This window comes from Novosphingobium sp. (genome assembly GCF_032093395.1).
GTDB lineage: Bacteria > Pseudomonadota > Alphaproteobacteria > Sphingomonadales > Sphingomonadaceae > Novosphingobium.
The window spans coordinates 17,672-33,542 of sequence record NZ_DAMDBA010000024.1 but is presented as its reverse complement, the minus strand read 5'-3'; the positions used below and the strand labels follow the sequence as shown (position 1 = coordinate 33,542).

The 15,871-nt window shown below is 64.2% G+C and carries 14 protein-coding genes; 8 read left to right on the top strand and 6 right to left on the bottom strand.

Annotated elements, in window-relative coordinates; translation table 11 throughout:
- Positions 1 to 246: 246 nt before the first annotated feature.
- Both RT424_RS10580 and RT424_RS10575 read left to right on the top strand, forming a co-directional pair.
- Positions 247 to 1,500, top strand: a complete 1,254-nt coding sequence (locus RT424_RS10580) for an acetyl-CoA C-acetyltransferase (protein ID WP_313437500.1) — start codon at positions 247 to 249, stop codon at positions 1,498 to 1,500.
- 26 nt (positions 1,501 to 1,526) lie between these two features.
- Positions 1,527 to 2,015: a MarR family transcriptional regulator gene (locus RT424_RS10575; protein ID WP_313437448.1), complete on the top strand. Its 489-nt coding sequence runs from the start codon at positions 1,527 to 1,529 to the stop codon at positions 2,013 to 2,015.
- Between the two features lie 117 nt (positions 2,016 to 2,132).
- On the opposite strand, the gene RT424_RS10570 is transcribed toward RT424_RS10575, so the two are convergent.
- Together RT424_RS10570 and RT424_RS10565 are read right to left on the bottom strand one after the other, a co-directional pair.
- The gene (locus tag RT424_RS10570) at positions 2,133 to 2,447 is read right to left on the bottom strand and encodes a hypothetical protein (RefSeq protein WP_313437446.1); all 315 of its coding nucleotides are present in this window, start codon (positions 2,445 to 2,447) and stop codon (positions 2,133 to 2,135) included.
- Positions 2,448 to 2,543: 96 nt separating this feature from the next.
- Entirely contained in the window at positions 2,544 to 2,732 is a 189-nt protein-coding gene (locus RT424_RS10565; RefSeq protein ID WP_313437444.1) for a hypothetical protein, read from the bottom strand.
- A 90-nt stretch (positions 2,733 to 2,822) separates the two neighbouring features.
- Here RT424_RS10565 and RT424_RS10560 point away from each other — a divergent pair, with 90 nt between their 5' ends.
- The 5 genes from RT424_RS10560 to RT424_RS10540 all read left to right on the top strand — a co-directional run bounded on the left by RT424_RS10560 (position 2,823) and on the right by RT424_RS10540 (position 8,585).
- A complete protein-coding gene (locus RT424_RS10560) occupies positions 2,823 to 4,052 on the top strand; it encodes a CoA transferase (RefSeq protein ID WP_313437441.1) in 1,230 nt (409 codons plus the stop codon).
- 67 nt (positions 4,053 to 4,119) lie between these two features.
- Positions 4,120 to 4,410, top strand: a complete 291-nt coding sequence (locus RT424_RS10555; protein ID WP_313437438.1) for a hypothetical protein — start codon at positions 4,120 to 4,122, stop codon at positions 4,408 to 4,410.
- 47 nt (positions 4,411 to 4,457) lie between these two features.
- A complete protein-coding gene (locus RT424_RS10550) occupies positions 4,458 to 5,957 on the top strand; it encodes a class I adenylate-forming enzyme family protein (RefSeq protein WP_313437435.1) in 1,500 nt (499 codons plus the stop codon).
- Positions 5,947 to 7,146, top strand: coding sequence for a CoA transferase (locus tag RT424_RS10545; RefSeq protein ID WP_313437432.1), 1,200 nt, complete (start codon positions 5,947 to 5,949; stop codon positions 7,144 to 7,146). Before RT424_RS10550 ends, RT424_RS10545 begins: the two co-directional genes overlap by 11 nt.
- Positions 7,140 to 8,585 carry an amidohydrolase family protein gene (locus RT424_RS10540; RefSeq protein WP_313437430.1) on the top strand — a complete coding sequence of 482 codons (1,446 nt, stop codon included), beginning with the start codon at positions 7,140 to 7,142 and terminating at the stop codon, positions 8,583 to 8,585. The genes RT424_RS10545 and RT424_RS10540 overlap by 7 nt, the downstream gene beginning before the upstream one ends.
- Here the strand turns inward: RT424_RS10540 and RT424_RS10535 are convergent.
- Positions 8,508 to 9,248, bottom strand: coding sequence for an enoyl-CoA hydratase/isomerase family protein (locus tag RT424_RS10535; protein WP_313437427.1), 741 nt, complete (start codon positions 9,246 to 9,248; stop codon positions 8,508 to 8,510). The two genes, RT424_RS10540 and RT424_RS10535, sit on opposite strands and share 78 nt — an antisense overlap.
- 522 nt (positions 9,249 to 9,770) lie before the next feature.
- On the opposite strand from RT424_RS10535, the gene RT424_RS10530 reads away from it, so the two are divergent.
- On the top strand, positions 9,771 to 10,574 hold the full coding sequence (locus RT424_RS10530) for a helix-turn-helix domain-containing protein (protein WP_313437425.1): 804 nt from the start codon (positions 9,771 to 9,773) through the stop codon (positions 10,572 to 10,574).
- A 66-nt stretch (positions 10,575 to 10,640) separates the two neighbouring features.
- Here the strand turns inward: RT424_RS10530 and RT424_RS10525 are convergent, their stop codons facing one another.
- The 3 genes from RT424_RS10525 to RT424_RS10515 all read right to left on the bottom strand — a co-directional run bounded on the left by RT424_RS10525 (position 10,641) and on the right by RT424_RS10515 (position 15,490).
- Entirely contained in the window at positions 10,641 to 11,801 is a 1,161-nt protein-coding gene (locus RT424_RS10525; RefSeq protein WP_313437422.1) for an alpha/beta hydrolase, read from the bottom strand.
- An 85-nt stretch (positions 11,802 to 11,886) separates the two neighbouring features.
- A complete protein-coding gene (locus RT424_RS10520; RefSeq protein WP_313437419.1) occupies positions 11,887 to 14,433 on the bottom strand; it encodes a penicillin-binding protein 1A in 2,547 nt (848 codons plus the stop codon).
- 187 nt (positions 14,434 to 14,620) lie between these two features.
- Complete coding sequence (locus tag RT424_RS10515) at positions 14,621 to 15,490, bottom strand: N-acetylmuramoyl-L-alanine amidase (protein ID WP_313437416.1); 870 nt, start codon at positions 15,488 to 15,490, stop codon at positions 14,621 to 14,623.
- Positions 15,491 to 15,871: the final 381 nt, after the last annotated feature.

The following is a 15,871-nucleotide window of genomic DNA, read 5'->3' as shown; positions in this document are numbered from 1 at the left end:
TGCCTGGAAGAAGATGTTGGCGCAGCGCGCAGGATCGTCAAGCCGTGTCGCGCCGGCCTGCCGAAGTTCCATCGCAGCGTCGCTCCCGCGATATACTTTCACCTGAAAGCAACGCCAAGGCGATAGGAAACCGGCGTCCAATTGCAATTCGTCCGGGGCACCAGCATGACCCGTTCGAGGAACGACGGCCGCTTCAAACTGGCGCCCGACTTGGCCGACCACAAGATTCCCGAAGGAGAGCAGATCGTGACCGACGCCTATATCATCGACACGGTCCGCACCCCGCGTAGCATCGGCAAAATGGGCAAGGGTGCGCTTTCGACGATGCACCCCGAGCACCTTTCCGCTGCCGTGCTGGCCGCTCTGAAAGAACGCAATGGTTTCGACACGGCCGAAGTGGACGACGTGATATGGGGCGTATCGGCGGCGCTCGGCCTCCAGGCCGGCGACATCGGCCGCATGGCCGCGCTCGATGCGGGATACGACATCAAGGCCGGGGGCGTCACGCTCAACCGCTTCTGCGGCTCCAGCCTCACCGCAACCAGCCTCGCCTCCGCGATGATCATGTCCGGCATGTCCGATCTCATGATCGCAGGCGGGATGGACATGCTGTCCTACGCCGGCTCCTATGGCATGAAAATGCGCGAGGCCGGGCTCGGCAGCGCGGGCATGGGCGCCGGCAATCCTCGCCTCCAGGCCAAGCACCCGCAGACCAACCAGGGCGTTGCAGCCGATGCCATCGCCGCCATGGAAGGCATCACGCGTGAGGAACTGGAAGCGCTCGGGGTCGAAAGCCAGCGCCGTGCCGCCAGAGCCATCGCGGAAGGCCGGTTCGACAAATCCACGATCGTGGTGAAGGACGATGAAGGTCGGGTGATCCTCGATCATGAGGAATATCCCCGTCCTGATACCACGGCCGAAAGCCTTGCCCAGCTCAAGCCCGCTTTCGAGATGTTCCTCGACATGCCTTCGGCACCGGGGGGCAAGACCTTTCGCGAGCTCGTGCTCCAGGTCTATCCCGATCTCGACATCAAGCCGATCCACCACGCCGGGATATCCTCGGGCGTGGTCGATGGCGCTTCGGCGATCCTGCTCGCCTCCGGGGACTATGCCGAAAGACACGGGTTGAAGCCGCGCGCACGCATAGTCGCCATGGCGGAAACCGGCGATTGCCCCACCCTGATGCTCAACGGTCCCGTTCCGGCGGCGAAGAAGGTGCTGGCCAAGGCGGGGCTCACCAAGGACCAGATCGACGTCTGGGAAGTGAACGAGGCCTTCGCAGTGGTCGTCGAGAAATTCGTGCGCGACCTTGACCTGGACCGCGCGAAGGTCAATCCGAATGGCGGGTCGATCGCGCTGGGCCATCCCATCGCGGGGACCGGAGCAATCCTTATCGGCACCGCGCTCGACGAACTCGAACGCACAGGAGGCCGCTATGGCCTCATCACCATGTGCGCGGCGGGCGGCATGGCGCCGGCGATCGTGATAGAGCGCGTCTGACCGCCGGAATGAATCAGGAGTACTGCGTGGATACCGAGGCTGAAGAAAAGCTGACCGGAAAACTGGGCGAGGCCCTCAATGGCCGCGACATCAGCGTCCGTCGGCAGGTCGGCTTGCGCATGACCGTGATATCTCGCCTCCAGCGCAACAATTTCGACCGCAAGGTGGCGACGCTCAACGTCACCCGTTCGCAATGGGCAATGATCGCCGTGGTCGCCCGCTATCCCGGCTCCACCCAGCGTACGGTAGCGGAATATCTGGAGATGTCGGAGGCCTCCGCCGGACGCCTGATCGACCGGCTTTGCGCGGAAGGATTGCTGGAACGCCGCGATCGGGCCGACGATCGCCGTGCCCGCGCGGTCTACCTTACGCCCAAGGCCAAGCCGCTGCTCGACCAGCTTGGCGAGATCGCCAACGAGAGCGAGGAACGCATGTTCCAGGGCTTTTCGGACGACGAGATCGAGCAGTTGCGCAATTATATGAGCCGCATCTACGAGAACGTAAACCGCGGCTGATCAGCTGGCAGACCCGCGGTCGCGGGCAAAATCTCAAGCCAGTGTCGCAGCGATGCACGAAAGCAAAAAGGGCGGCTCTTGCGAGCCGCCCTTTTCTTGTGTGCCTTAAGAAAGGACTTACTTCGCCGAAGCGATGTCCTTCTTCGAGAGCGAGGTGGTCAGCTTGCCGTCGACCGAGGAGAGGCTCGAAGCCGGTACGGTCACGAGGCGACCGTTGAGGATCACCTGCGGATTGCCGTCCGCTGCAACGCGATAGATCGGCGCAAGGCGACCGTTGGCGACGTAGAGCATCTTGCCGGCGGTCAGATCGAGAGGTGCGGCAGCTTCTTCGGTAACGGCGCGAACCGACTGCGTGGTTTCGGCAAATGCAGCCGGAACGACGGCAAAGGTGACGACGGAAGCGGCGGCAGCAAGGGCTACGAACTTGTTCATCTTGGGCATCTCCAAAAAACTTTGTCTGTGGTTCTGGGAGAGCTCGAAAGTGCAAGCCCTGCCTCATTACTAACCTAGGTTAGGAGTTTTTGAACATCAGGTCAATTGTGATTTCTGCATTTGCGCAAACATTTTTTGCATCCGCGTACAACGACGCTGCTGCGCTGTTTTTTGCAGTGTGCATTGCAGCACGGGAAGATCGCACCGGCGTATGAACACCGGCAGGCGCGGCATGATCGTCGGCACGATGGCGCGCGGGTTGCCAGTGCCAGCCTTTGCGCTCACATCCGAAAGCAACCTCGGCAAGGGCGGAAATCCGGACTTGCGACGTGAGGGTTGGCGAAAAAATTACAGCACGACGGGGACTGGCTGAACATGGCAACGAAGGTGATGCAGGGTGTGCGCGTCCTCGAAGTGGCGCAATTCACGTTCACGCCCGCAGCCGGCGCAATTCTGGCCGATTGGGGCGCGGACGTCATCAAGATCGAGCATCCGGTGCGCGGAGATACCCAGCGCGGGTTCCTCAACATGGGCGGCGTTCAGCTCGATCCCCTGCGCCACACCCTGTTCGAGCATCCGAACCGCGGCAAGCGCAGCGTCGGCATCGATCTATCGACGGCGGAAGGCCAGGAACTGCTCTACGAGTTGGCGAAGCAGTGCGACGTGTTCCTGACGAACTACCTGCCGCAGGTGCGCCAGAAGAACCGCTTCGATGTGGAACATATCCGCGCCGCCAATCCCGACATCATCTACGCACGCGGCAGCGCCTGGGGCGACAAGGGCCCCGAACGCGAAAAGGGCGGGTTCGACGGCACGGCATTCTGGTCCCGCAGCGGGATCGCGGACTGCATGACCCCGCCGGAACTGCCCGGCCCGCTGTCTCAGGGCATGCCCGCCTTCGGTGATTCCATCGGCGGCATGTTCATCGCCGGCGGCATCTCCGCAGCGCTGTTCCACCGCGAGAAGACCGGAGAGACGGCCGAACTGGACGTCTCGCTGATGAGCACGGCCGCATGGGCTTCCGGCGCCAACATCGCACAGGCCGTGGAAACCGGCGTGATCACGAAGAATTCGATGCCGAGTTCGGGTGGCGGCGCGAAGAACCCGTTCATGGGCAACTTCTGGACCTCCGACGGGCGCACGATCAACTTGTGCATGGTCAGCCCCACCGGCCTGATCCGCGACACGTTCGAACATGTCGGCCGGCCCGAAGCCGCCGATGACCCGCGCTTCCAGGACGTGCTCAGCCTGATCGAACACGCAAAGCCCGCCAGCGACATCCTGGTCGAAGCCTTTGCTGAAAAGCCGTTTGCCTATTGGCGGGAACATCTGAAGACCCTGAAGGGCCAGTGGGCGCCGATCCTGAACCTCCTGGAACTTGCCGATGACGAGCAGGCGCTGGCAAACGACCTTCTCGTCGAAGTGGAAGGCGCCGATGGCGGAAAGCCGCTGAAGCTGGTGCGCGGCCCCGTCCAGTTCAACGGCGAGGCGCTGGAAACCACCCGCTCCCCGCAGGCTTCCGAGCACACCGAAATCGTCCTCATGGAAATGGGCGTGGAATGGGACCGGATCGAGGAACTCAAATCCAAGGGCGCCATTGCCTGAGCCGGGATCGCCATCAGATCATCCAGAATTCGGACTACCTGTAAATTCGACCTCAAGGACCAAGAAGATGAAGCCTGGAACCCGTCTCAAGAGCGCCGCCTGCGATACCGAGGTCATGGTGATCCGCTGCGCCGACGGCACGATCGAATGCGGCGGCGCGCCGATGAGTGAAGCCAAACCCGCCGAGCTTTCGCCCCTCGCAGCCGACTTCTCGGCCGGCACGCTGATGGGCAAGCGCTATGTCGACGCCGACGGCAAGTACGAACTGCTCTGCGTCAAGCCCGGCAAGGGTTCGCTCTCGGTCGATGGCGTGGCGCTGGTGGTGAAGGACGCAAAGCCGCTTCCGGCATCGGACTGATCCCGAACGGCCCCTTCACGGCACGCGATTCAAGGCACCTCAGAACGATGAACATCGCCCTCCTCCTCGAAATGGCGGCCGAAGCCGCTCCGGACCGCGTCGGCCTCGTCTGCGACGGGAAGCGGTGGACTTACGGCGATCTCCTGGATGCCGCCAGAGGCGCCTTCGAACTCATCCGGCAAAGCGACGCGCAATATGTCGCCCTGCTCGACGAGAGCAGCGAAGCGGCCATGATCGCGGTTTTCGGAGCGGCGCTGGCGGGCGTGCCCTACTGCCCGCTGAACTATCGCCTGCCGGATGCGGACCTTGCCGCCTTGCTCGATCGTATCGCTCCGGCCCTCGTCATCGGCGACGAGGAGCGCATTATCCGCATTGCGGGCGATCAGGGACACACGGTGCTCGCGCGCGAAGACTTTGCGCTCAAGGCGCAGGAAACCGTCCCGGCCGAAGATGCCCGCGAATACGATCCCGGCGAAGGCGTTGCGATACAGCTTTTCACCAGCGGCACGACCGCCGCCCCGAAAGCCGCAATCCTGCGTCACTCGAATTTGCTCGGCTATATCCTCGGCACTGTCGAATTCGGCTCGGCCGACGAAACGGACGCGGCGCTCGTGGTGGTGCCGCCCTATCACATCGCGGGCATTTCAGCCCTGCTCTCCTCGATCTATGCGCTGCGTACGATCGTCATGCTGCCCGCCTTCTCTCCCGAAGCATGGCTGGAGCTTGTCGCCGCGGAACGCGTGTCGAACGCCTTTGTCGTGCCGACGATGCTTTCGCGCATCATCGAAGCTATGGAACGGGCCGGCGAGGCGAACGTCGCAAGCCTGCGCTCGATTGCCTATGGCGGCGGCAAGATGCCCATGGAAGTGATCCGCAAGGCTCTGGACCTTTTTCCGGAAACCGGCTTCACCAATGCCTATGGGCTCACCGAAACCAGTTCCACGGTGGCCCTGCTCGGCCCTGAAGACCACCGCCAGGCCTTGGTTTCGGACGATCCGGCGGTGCGCGCGCGGCTCACCTCGCTCGGCAAGCCCATCCCCACCGTGGAAATCGAGATTCGCGGCGAAAACGGCGAAGTCCTGCCCCCCGGCGAACCCGGCGAAATCTATGTGCGCGGCGAACAGGTCTCGGGCGAATACAAGGAAAAGAGTGCGCTCGATGCGCAAGGCTGGTTCCCTACGCGCGATGCGGGATACATGGATGAACATGGCTATCTCTTCCTTTCCGGCCGGGCCGACGATGTGATCGTGCGCGGCGGCGAGAACATGTCGCCAGGGGAAATCGAGGACGTGCTGCTGACTCATCCCGCCATCGCGGATGCCTGCGCCTGTGCCATCCCCTCCGTCGAATGGGGCGAAGCGGTGGGGATCGCGATCGTGCTTCGCGAAGGTCACGATGCCCCTGCGGAGCCCGACATCAAGGATCTCGTCCGCGCCCGCCTGCGCTCATCGCGCGTGCCGGAGAAAATCGTGTTCCTTTCGGAGCTGCCCTACAACGAGATGGGCAAGCTTCTGCGCCGCAAGGTCAAGGACGTACTTGCCGGCTGAACCATCCACGACCGGGCCGGCGATCCCGCTGGCACGCTGGGCGGACCGGCAACTGGAGGCGCTCGCGCGCGAACATGGCCTGCCCCGTCTCGACGGTGCCACGCTGCTGGGTGAACGCGGCGCCAACGGCGGATACCGGATCCGCGGACCCATCTCCGCCGGTCTGGGCGGCAGCCGCCTCCTGCAGACCCGCGACGGCGGATGGTTCGCCCTGACCCTGATCCGCGAGATCGATCGCGAACTGCTTCCCGCACTGTTCGGTGACGCCACTCTCGCCATAGACGACAACGATGCCATCGCCGCCGCCACTCTGGCGCATGACTGCCGCGATCTCGTCGAGCGCGGCCGCCTCCTTGGCCTACCCGTCGCCGGAATGGACGAAACCCCGGTCTCCCCCCCCATCGAAGTGCTTGAACTTGGCAAATCCCGGTCCCGACCGATCGGGCACCAGCCCCTCGTCGTCGATCTCTCGGCAATCTGGGCTGGCCCTCTGGCGGGTCACCTGCTCTGGCAAGCGGGCATGGACGTCGTCAAAGTGGAAAGCCGCACGCGTCCCGACCTCATACGCCGTGACGATCCCGCTACATTCGACCTGATCAACCAGGGAAAGGCCAGCCTGCTGGTCGACTTCGACAGCGCCGAGGAGAAGGCCCGCCTCATCGACCTGATCCGGCGCGCGGACGTGGTGATCGAAAGCTCGCGCCCCAGAGCGCTGCGCCATCTCGGCATCGATGCGGCAGCCCTGGTCCGGCAGGTTCCGGGGCTGGTCTGGCTGACGGTAACGGGCCACGGTGCGCGGGGGGAAGCGGCCGATTGGGTAGGCATCGGCAACGATTGCGGTGTGGCCGGCGGGCTTTCGCGCGCGCTCGCGGAGGTTTCGGGCGAAGTGGCATACGTGGGCGATGCCATTGCCGACCCGCTCACTGGAATCGTCGGCGCCCGCACCGTGCTCCGCGCCTTGCGCGAAAGGTACGCAAGGCGCATCGGCCTCTCGATGAGCGCGATTACCGCCATGGCTGTTGCAGAGGAACGCGCCCACGATCGCGCGGCCTTCGAAGGCGAGTTGCGCGCCTGGGGGCAAGCCGTCGGCAGCCGTTTTCCCGACGTGTTCTGGCGCGGGTTGACGGCTCCGGTCCGCCCGATCGGCGCCGATACCGACCGCTATCTTGGGGCGTGCCTCGCATGCTGATCCGCGATGCCGAGATCTACAGGCAGGGTGTGGCCGACCTGCGAATCGAGGGGCGAACCATCGTTGCCATCGGCAACCTTGCCCCTCGCCCCGGAGAGCCGGTGATCAAGGCTCATGGCGGCGCTCTCCTGCCGGGACTTCACGATCATCACATCCATTTGGCCGGACTGGCCGTACGGGACGCCTCCGTCGCCTGCGGCCCTCCACAAGTTTCAGATCTTGACGATCTGGCCGCCGCCCTCGCCTTGCCGGGGACGGACTGGCTGCGCGGCGTAGGGCTTTGCGAAAGCGTGCTGGATGGCAAGCTTCCCGACGCGGCCATGCTCGATGCCATCGTGTCGGACCGTCCGTTGCGGATCCAGCACCGCACCGGCCGGATGTGGTTCCTGAACAGTGCCGCCCTCGACGAATTGCTTCGGCGGGCCGCCCCGCCGCCAGGTCTGGAGCGCGACGGCGCAGGCTATACCGGCCGGCTGTTCGACGAGGATCGCTGGCTGCAAGGCGCGCTCGGCGGTTCCCCGCCCGATTTCGGCAAGACCAGCGCCCGCCTGGCGTCGTTCGGCGTCACCGGCCTTACCGACCTTTCGCCAGCCAACGATGCGCCGATCGCCGCCCATTTCGCGGCGCAGCAGAACGACGGCGCGCTGCGGCAATCGGTTGTCCTCGGCGGTGCACTCTCGCTCACCGAGGCCTCTCTCGACACCGGCGTTCCAAACGGCTTGCGTCTTGGCCCCGCCAAGCTTCACCTGCATGAAAGTGCCCTGCCGGATTTCGACGAAACGTGCCGCTGGATCGCGCAGGCGCATGACCAGGGCCGCTGCGTGGCGGTTCATTGCGTCACCGAAGTCGAACTGGTCTTCACGTTGGCCTTGTTCGAAGCGACAGGAACGCAAGCGGGCGACCGAATCGAACATGCCTCCGTCGTTCCGCCCGCCCTTATCCAGGCGATCGCCGCGCTCGGCATCGCAATCTGCGTACAGCCGCAGTTCGTCGCAGCCCATGGAGACCGCTATCTGGCCGAACTGGAACCGGCCTGCCACCCAGACCTCTACAGGCTTCGCAGCCTGCGGGACGCAGGATTGGTTCTCGCCGGAGGGAGCGACGCCCCTTACGGCAACGCCGACCCGTGGAGCGCCATGCATGCCGCGGTCCAGCGGCGCACAGCGGCGGGCGTGGCCTTCAACGAGGAAGAAACCCTCACTCCCGAGCAGGCTTTGGCGCTCTATCTGTGCGATCCGCTGGAGCTGCGGCGTGAGCGCCCGGTAGCAGTGGGAGAACCTGCGGACTTGTGCCTGCTCGATCGCCCCTGGCAAGCCGCGCGCGTCCGACTGGATGCTCGCGACGTACGAATCACCATCGCTTCAGGTCGCGTCGTCCACCAGAGCATCGACCAGCCCCCAGTCCAGCGCCTCTCGTGCATTGAGCCGACGACCGCTTAGCACCATCAACAAGGTCCGCTGGCGGCCGATTCGCCGGCTGACAGACACGCAACCGCCTGCTCCCGGAAGTATGCCCATCGCCAGTTCGGGAAGCTGGAACCACGATCGCCGGGTTGCCACGATGTGCGACGCAAACGCCGCCAGTTCCAGGCCCGCGCCCACGCAAGGGCCATCCACATGAACCTCCATACGGTCTTTGCATCTCACCGCCTCGCGCGCAGGCAGCGTGACGCCCCGGATCGCATGGGCAAGAGCCGGATTGCGCGTCGTGCCGAATTCGGCAAGTTCCGCGCCCAGGCTGAAACTGCGTCCACGAGCTTGTAAGACGACGCGCTCGATGGTCCGATCCGCGTTGGCCAGCGCGAAGGCTTCGTGCAGTCCATCGCGCATCGCGCGATCGATTGCATTATTCGCTTCGGGCCGATCGAGGACCACTGTCAGGACATTTCCGTCTCTTGAAAGCTCCACCCTGCCCTCCGGCAAGGAAGGCCCCGATTGCAGTCGCTTACTGATCCAGTTCCGATGCGCCGCGCTGCCCTGCAAGGTGGCATAGGCAAGCGATTCGGCGGTAAGTGCCTCCCCGTCGGGCAGATGGGGCAGGATGCGCAGGAGTTGCGTCACGATTGCGGCGGCAAGCGGCTGCGCGGCCGTGGCGGCGATCACGGCTTCCCGCGTAAACCGAGACTCCAGGTACGCATCGAGGCGGGCAGCCAGGGGATGGTCGGCGGCTCCGAAACCTATCAGCGGAAACCTCGGGAAAACGCCGATTTCGGCTTCGGAACTCTCTCTAGACAAATCCACAAATCCAACCGGCCAGTCCGGCAAGCTTCCGAAGCCGCCCAGATCGGAGGCCCGCAGGATCATGGGGGCGAAACTATCGTGCATCATTGTCCTTCAAGGTAATCTCTTCGTTCCTTCCAGATCGAATTCCTCGGCACAACCCGAAGCGTTTCAGCCCCTGAAAAATGGCGTTTCGGCGCAATGTCCACGGGCAGATTCGACGATTTCCTCCGAATTCGTACGGTTCCCGAAAGGGAAAGGCCATCGCGTGTGCGAAGCCTATTGATGCATCATCGCAGTGATGCTAACCAGGCTTAGCAAAAAACGAGTCAGGCTCAGTTTTATAGAGACCGACTCGCGGAGAGAAGTGAGTTTCCATCACCACCCTGAGGGAGGAGAGACCTCATGCCTGGAAAGACGACCTCATCGAACAAGGCGAAGATCGCTCGCCGCGTCATCGAAGTTCTCGAGTATTTCGACGACTCCCATCGTGAAGCGACCGTCATGGACATCGTCCGCCGCTATAACCGCCCGCAGTCGAGCACCTCGGAGCTGCTGTCGAGCCTGGTTGAACTCGGCCTGCTCCACAAGGATCCCTATTCGCGTGCCTACAGCCTCACGCCCCGCGCGGCGCTGATCGGCACGTCCGGGCAGCCCGAACTCGTCCGCGACGGACGCATCGTTCGCCTGATGGACCGCCTCGTTGCGCAGACCGGACTTTCGGTTGCCCTTACCTCGATGGTCGGGCTGGACGTGCAGATCGTGAACTGGCGCCATGGCCCGCGCGCTCTTGCCGCTACTCGCGAACTCGCGGGGGGGATCAAGGAACCGCTGGGCCGAAACGGGGCCGGCTGGCTCATGCTCTCCACGATCGCGCGTCAGCGCTGCGAAGGCATGGTGCGCCGCCTCAACGCGGAAGCCGCCGAACTCGACAAGTTCCAGTTCTCGGACATGATGACCCGGATCGATACCTGCCGTGATCCCCGCTACGTGTTCGGTCCCGCCGGTTTCGGCAGCGGCGCCGAGGCGCTTTCGGGCCTCCTTCCGCGTCAGCCCGAAGGACATCCTCTGGTGATCAGCCTGATCTACGGCAAGGATGACAAGGTCAATTCCGAAGCGCTGCTGCAATCGCTCAGCGATGCGATGCGCAAGTGCCTGCCGGACCCCATGCCCATGGCGGAGCCGGAGCAGCTTCCCCACGCCGCATAATGACATTCTGATCGGGTCGCACCGGACAAAAAAGGGCCTCGCGAGTGGATCGCGAGGCCCTTTTGCTTATGGTTTCGCCTTTATGCCGGCTTCGATCTCGTCCAGCATCGTTTTTGCGATTTTCAGGAAATTCACCGTGTCCGCCTGGGCCGAAGGGATTGCCTGCCGGAAAGTCGCGAAACCATGGACCAGTCCCCGGCCTTCATAAAAGGCCGTAGGTACGCCCGCCTGGACGAGCTTGGCGGCATAGGCCCTTCCCTGGTCGCGAAGTGGATCCAGCCCCGCTGTCACCAGCACCGTGGGCGGCAGGCCGGACAGGTCTCCGAGGAGCGGCGACGTGCGCGGGCTCTTCGCGTCGGCTGCGTAGTGCTGGCGAAACAGCGCCGTCATGCTGTCATCCAGTCCATAGCCGTGCCCGAACTGTCCCGCTGACGGGTAATCGCGGGTAAAGTCGGCGGCCGGATAGATCGGCAGCTGGAAGATGACTGGTACCGCAGCCGGCTTGTCGCGCAAGGCCGCCGCCGCGATCAGGGTAAGATTGCCCCCGGCGCTGTCGCCGCTCAGCACCAGACCGGTGACGTCGCGGCCCAGTGCCTTGCCGTTGGCTGCCACCCATCGCGCAGCGGCTTCGCCATCGTCGGGAGCCGCAGGCCAGGGATGCTCCGGCGCGAGCCGATACTCGACCGATACGACCGGCAGATCGAGCCGCCGCGCGATCTCGGCAGCCAAGGCGGCGTGGGTATCGATGCTGCCGAGGACGTAGCCGCCGCCATGATAGAAGACCACGACCGGCCCGGGGCCACGCTGGGCGCGGCTGTCGAACAGGCGCAGCGGGATGGCCCCTCCGGGGCCGGGGATGGACAGATCCTTCACCACCGCAAGTTCCCCGACCGGAAGATCGCGCGACGGCATGGCCGAGGGCGGCAACTTGCGTATCTGCGCGATGACTTGCGCCGTCAGCGGCGGCATCGGTTGGGCGTTGGTGGCCTTGAGATAGGCGGCGACATCAGGCCGGACATAAGGCGAATTGCCTTGCCCTGCGCCTGCTCCCACCGGTTGTACGGCTGCAACGGTCGGCGCCGCAGCATTTTCTTTCGCAGCCAAGCTTTGCGGAGCGCACAGGATCGGCAAGGCCGATAGCCCCAACGCAAGCCGACCCAGCGCCACATGGCGGCGTTTCAGACGGGTCGAACCCGGAGATTTCTTGGCATCGTCTACGCGTCGCATCCAATCCTCCCTGTTATGGAGGATCGTTGTACGTGGCTTCAGGTGGGTTGGCGAGCGGCAGGCGCCGGCAAGCGCCCCCCAAGGCTCAATAAACGCCCCCCTGTTGTTCCGCGAAGTCCTGCTGCTCGGCGGCACTGGCCGAAGCCGCAGCCTGTCGCGCTTCGCGCACGCCGCGAATTTCCGCGACCAGCGCATCGCGACGGCGCGCGAATTCGTCTTCCGGGGTATATTGGCGCGGTTCCGTGTCCGGCTTGAAAGCCTCCCAGATCACCGCCGCCTTGGGATCGTTGCCAGGCTCGGCTCCCATCACCTGCTTGCCGCTGGCGCGATCGATCCGAACCATGCGAATACCCGGAGGCGCGACGAAGGGCTGGGTGCCCCAGCGGTCCCTGGTCGCCTGCACGACCTGCTTGAAGATCGGGGCGGCGATGCGGCCACCCTGGGCATATCCGCCCAGCGAACGGGGCGTGTCATAACCGAGATAGACCCCGCCGACATAGTCCTGGGTGCCGCCGACGAACCACACGTCCGTAGGACCGTTGGTGGTGCCGGTCTTGCCGAACATGGGGATGCCGAGATCGCGCAGAACCACGGCCGTTCCGCGCGTCACCACGCCTTCGAGCATGTGGACCACCTGATAGGCCGTTCCCGAATCGAGCACCTGCTTGCCGCGACGAACGACACGCGGCATCGGCTTTCCGTCCCATTCGGCCATGTTGCAGGTATCGCAGCGCCGGTTGTCCGGCTTCCAGATCACCTTGCCGTTGCGATCCTGCACATAGTCGATCGGCGAGGAGGCGAACTGCACGCCATTGTTGGCCAGCGCCGCATAGGCGTTGACCATGCGGGCCACCGAAGTCTCGCCCGCGCCGAGCGCGAACGAGAGATAGGGCTTGTAGTCACCGATGCCGACGGTCTTGAAGGTCTTCACCACGCGCTTCATGCCGGTATCGTTGGCAATTCGCACCGTCATCAGGTTGCGCGACTGTTCCAGGCCCCAGCGCATCGTATGGCTGCCTGCCCCGCCCTCGCCGCCGAAGTTCCGGAAGCATTTGTTGCCCAGCGCGCCGCCCTGATAGACGCAGAAGGTGCCGTCCAGCACCTGCGTGGCCGGGGTCATTCCGTATTGAAGACCCGTCGCGTAGACGAAGGGCTTGATGGTCGAACCGGGCTGCCGCTCCGCCTGGACGGCGCGATTGAAGCTGTCGAGACCGGAGTCGAAACCGCCTTGCATGGCCATGATGCGGCCCGTTCCCGGTTGCTCGATCACCATGCCGCCCGAGACTTCGGGAATCGTGCGGACTGCGTAGCTATCCGAGGAAACCGGCGCGGCAGCGACGAGATCGCCCACTTTGGCAAGTTCGGAAATATTGGTGAGCGTCGCCGTATTGCCGTCGGAAAAGCCGATCCGGCCGGTCGAGCCGCTGCGATCCAGGATCACGCCGACCCGCCAGTCCTTGTAATCGACCGTCTTGTTGGAAACGATCAGCTGCGACTGCCAGGTGCTCATATCATCGATATGCGCGATCGGGCGCGACCAGGCGCGGTTGCCCTGATAGCGCAACAGCCCGGCACGGAGCGAATCGCGCACGGCGTCCTGCATCTGGCGGTCGAGCGAGGTGCGCACCCACAGCCCCCCGGCATAGACACTGTTTGCTCCGTCTTCGGCCTTTTCGCCGTACTGGTCGATCAGGCGGCGGCGCACTTCCTCGATGAAGTAGCCGTTTCCGGAAGGATATGTCTCGACGCGGCGCGGGATCAGGCCGAGCGGCTGCGCCTTGGCGGCGTCGGCATCGGCGCGACTGGCCCAGCCGTTGGTCACCATCTGGTCGAGCACCCAGTTGCGACGCTCGATCGCCATGCCCTCATACTGCTTGCGGCCGTAGCGTTCCGGCGCCTTGGGCAGGATCGCAAGGAAAGCCGCCTCATGCAGTTGCAGTTGATCGACGTCCTTCCCGAAATAGGCGCGCGCGGCGGCCTGGACGCCGAAGCTCTGGCGGCCGAGCGGAATCTCGTTGAGGTAGAGTTCCAGAATCTGCGGCTTGGTAAGCACGCTTTCGATCCTGCGAGCCACGACCATTTCCTTGAGCTTGCGCGTGACGGAATATTCGTCGCCGATCAGGATGTTCTTGGCCACCTGCTGGGTGATCGTCGAACCGCCGCGCGCGCGTCCCCCGGTGCCGAGCTTGGAAGCATAGTCCACCACGGCCCCGGCCAGGCCGGTGAAATCGACACCGCCGTGAGTCCAGAACGTCTTGTCCTCGGCGGAGAGAAAGGCATCCAGCAGCGGCTTCGGGAAGTCGACGTAGCGCAGCTGCACGCGCCGCTCTCTGGCATAGCTATAGATGATCTCGCCATCGAGGCCGCGCACCATCGTGGGCAACGGCGGCTGATATTCCAGCAGCTTGTTGGCGTCGGGCAAGTCGTGGGTGAAGGCCACCCAGACGCCGCCGAACACGACCAGCCCCGCCCCCGCAACATAAGTAAGGCGCCGGAGCCCCTTGCGCTCGCGCCAGGCCCTGCCGATCGCAGCGAAGCGACCGGCGAAGCGGCCGCCAGCCCCGCGACGAATGCGATAGTGGGCGTCCTCAGGCGGCTGCTCGGAGCCGTTGTCGATGATCTCGTCGGTCATTTCGACTGCCTCTAGAGCATTTTCCGCTCAGGTGGAAACACCCGGCCTCATGGAAAATGCGGCAAGAATGGATTGATCGGAGCTTGCACTCCTCTGTTTACGCGGAAGGCCTAGCACGCCGATTTCGCGCAAGGCCAGATATCTGCACTCGCTTCATCGCAGGATAGCCTCCCCTCGAATGCGCGGCTCAAAGGCTTCCCTTCCTTGCGAAATAGGCGCGGATGGCTCGTGCAGCGGCATCTGCAAGCGATTGCTGCCCCGTGCGCGAGGTGAGTAATTGGGCATCCGCCTCGTTGTTGATGTAGCCCGTCTCAAACAGGATCGAGGGAATATCCGGCGCTTTCAGGACGGCCAATGCGGCGGTCTGCACATCTTCGCGATGGAGGCCCAGATTGGCTTCGCGCATTTCCCGCAGCACGAGTTCGCCCACTTGCGTCGATCCTGCCTGGGTGCCGCGCTGGGACAGGTCGAGCAGGATCGCGCCGACCGTCTGACTGGTCTGCGCCAGGGCCACCCCGTTGACGCGGCCGGCCGCATTCTCGCGCGCGGCAAAGCGCTCGGCCGCCTCGCTGGAACCCTTTTCGGACAGCACATAGACGCTGGCGCCCCGCGCGGCATCGCTGTCGGCGCTGTCGGCGTGGATCGACACGAAAAGGTCGGCGCCCAACCTTCGCGCGATGTCCGGGCGATCCGCCAAGGCGATGAAACGATCGGTATCGCGGGTAAGCGCGACACGGATGCCGCCATCTTCGAGCAGACGATTGCGCAGCGCCAACGCGATCTTGAGCGCTACCGTCTTTTCGCTGGCCTCATCCGTCCCGGCGCCCGGATCGAAGCCGCCGTGCCCGGCATCGATCACCACCAATGGCCGGCTGGCATCCGCCGGACCGTCTACACGCGGCAAGTCCACCGGCATGCCCACATCAGGGAGGTCGAAGCGCACTATGTAATCCAGCGCTCCCTGGGACGGAAACAGACGAGGCCAGAGAACCGGCAACGCGATCGCCAGCGCCAGTGGCGCGGAAAGGATCATGACGAGCTGGATGCTGCGCGACATGACCTCTGACTAGAATCGCCGCGCCTTCGCGACAATCCCGGCGAACGACGCTTTTCCCCCGATTTCGCCCCGACCCGCACAATAGAGACCGCTATATGCGGCACGATCGGGCAATGAACTTGCCGTGCAGTGTCTTGGATGCTAGGCCGTTCCGACCCGGGCCAAAGAGCATCGGTCCTCGTATTCCGGAAAGACGCCACTTGGATGGTGCCGGACAGGATCGGCCAAACCTAGTCCCGGCCGTCAAAATCCGGAAAATTCGTTCCGGATCGAACAGGTTGACGCGAGAGATGAGAAGCCAATTGCCGCTTTGCCAGCCGACGCCTGAAAGGGCGGTGGCGGTATGGGCGCAATTCTTCGCGTGTCCGAAATCGCCACGCG

Bases quoted from the DNA above. Each gene is read 5' to 3' on its own strand.
- RT424_RS10515 (WP_313437416.1), bottom strand. From the start codon at position 15,490: ATGTCGCGCAGCATCCAGCTCGTCATGATCCTTTCCGCGCCACTGGCG.
- RT424_RS10560 (WP_313437441.1), top strand. From the start codon at position 2,823: ATGGCAACGAAGGTGATGCAGGGTGTGCGCGTCCTCGAAGTGGCGCAA.
- RT424_RS10555 (WP_313437438.1), top strand. From the start codon at position 4,120: ATGAAGCCTGGAACCCGTCTCAAGAGCGCCGCCTGCGATACCGAGGTC.
- RT424_RS10520 (WP_313437419.1), bottom strand. From the start codon at position 14,433: ATGACCGACGAGATCATCGACAACGGCTCCGAGCAGCCGCCTGAGGAC.
- RT424_RS10570 (WP_313437446.1), bottom strand. From the start codon at position 2,447: ATGAACAAGTTCGTAGCCCTTGCTGCCGCCGCTTCCGTCGTCACCTTT.
- RT424_RS10550 (WP_313437435.1), top strand. From the start codon at position 4,458: ATGAACATCGCCCTCCTCCTCGAAATGGCGGCCGAAGCCGCTCCGGAC.
- RT424_RS10540 (WP_313437430.1), top strand. From the start codon at position 7,140: ATGCTGATCCGCGATGCCGAGATCTACAGGCAGGGTGTGGCCGACCTG.
- RT424_RS10525 (WP_313437422.1), bottom strand. From the start codon at position 11,801: ATGCGACGCGTAGACGATGCCAAGAAATCTCCGGGTTCGACCCGTCTG.
- RT424_RS10530 (WP_313437425.1), top strand. From the start codon at position 9,771: ATGCCTGGAAAGACGACCTCATCGAACAAGGCGAAGATCGCTCGCCGC.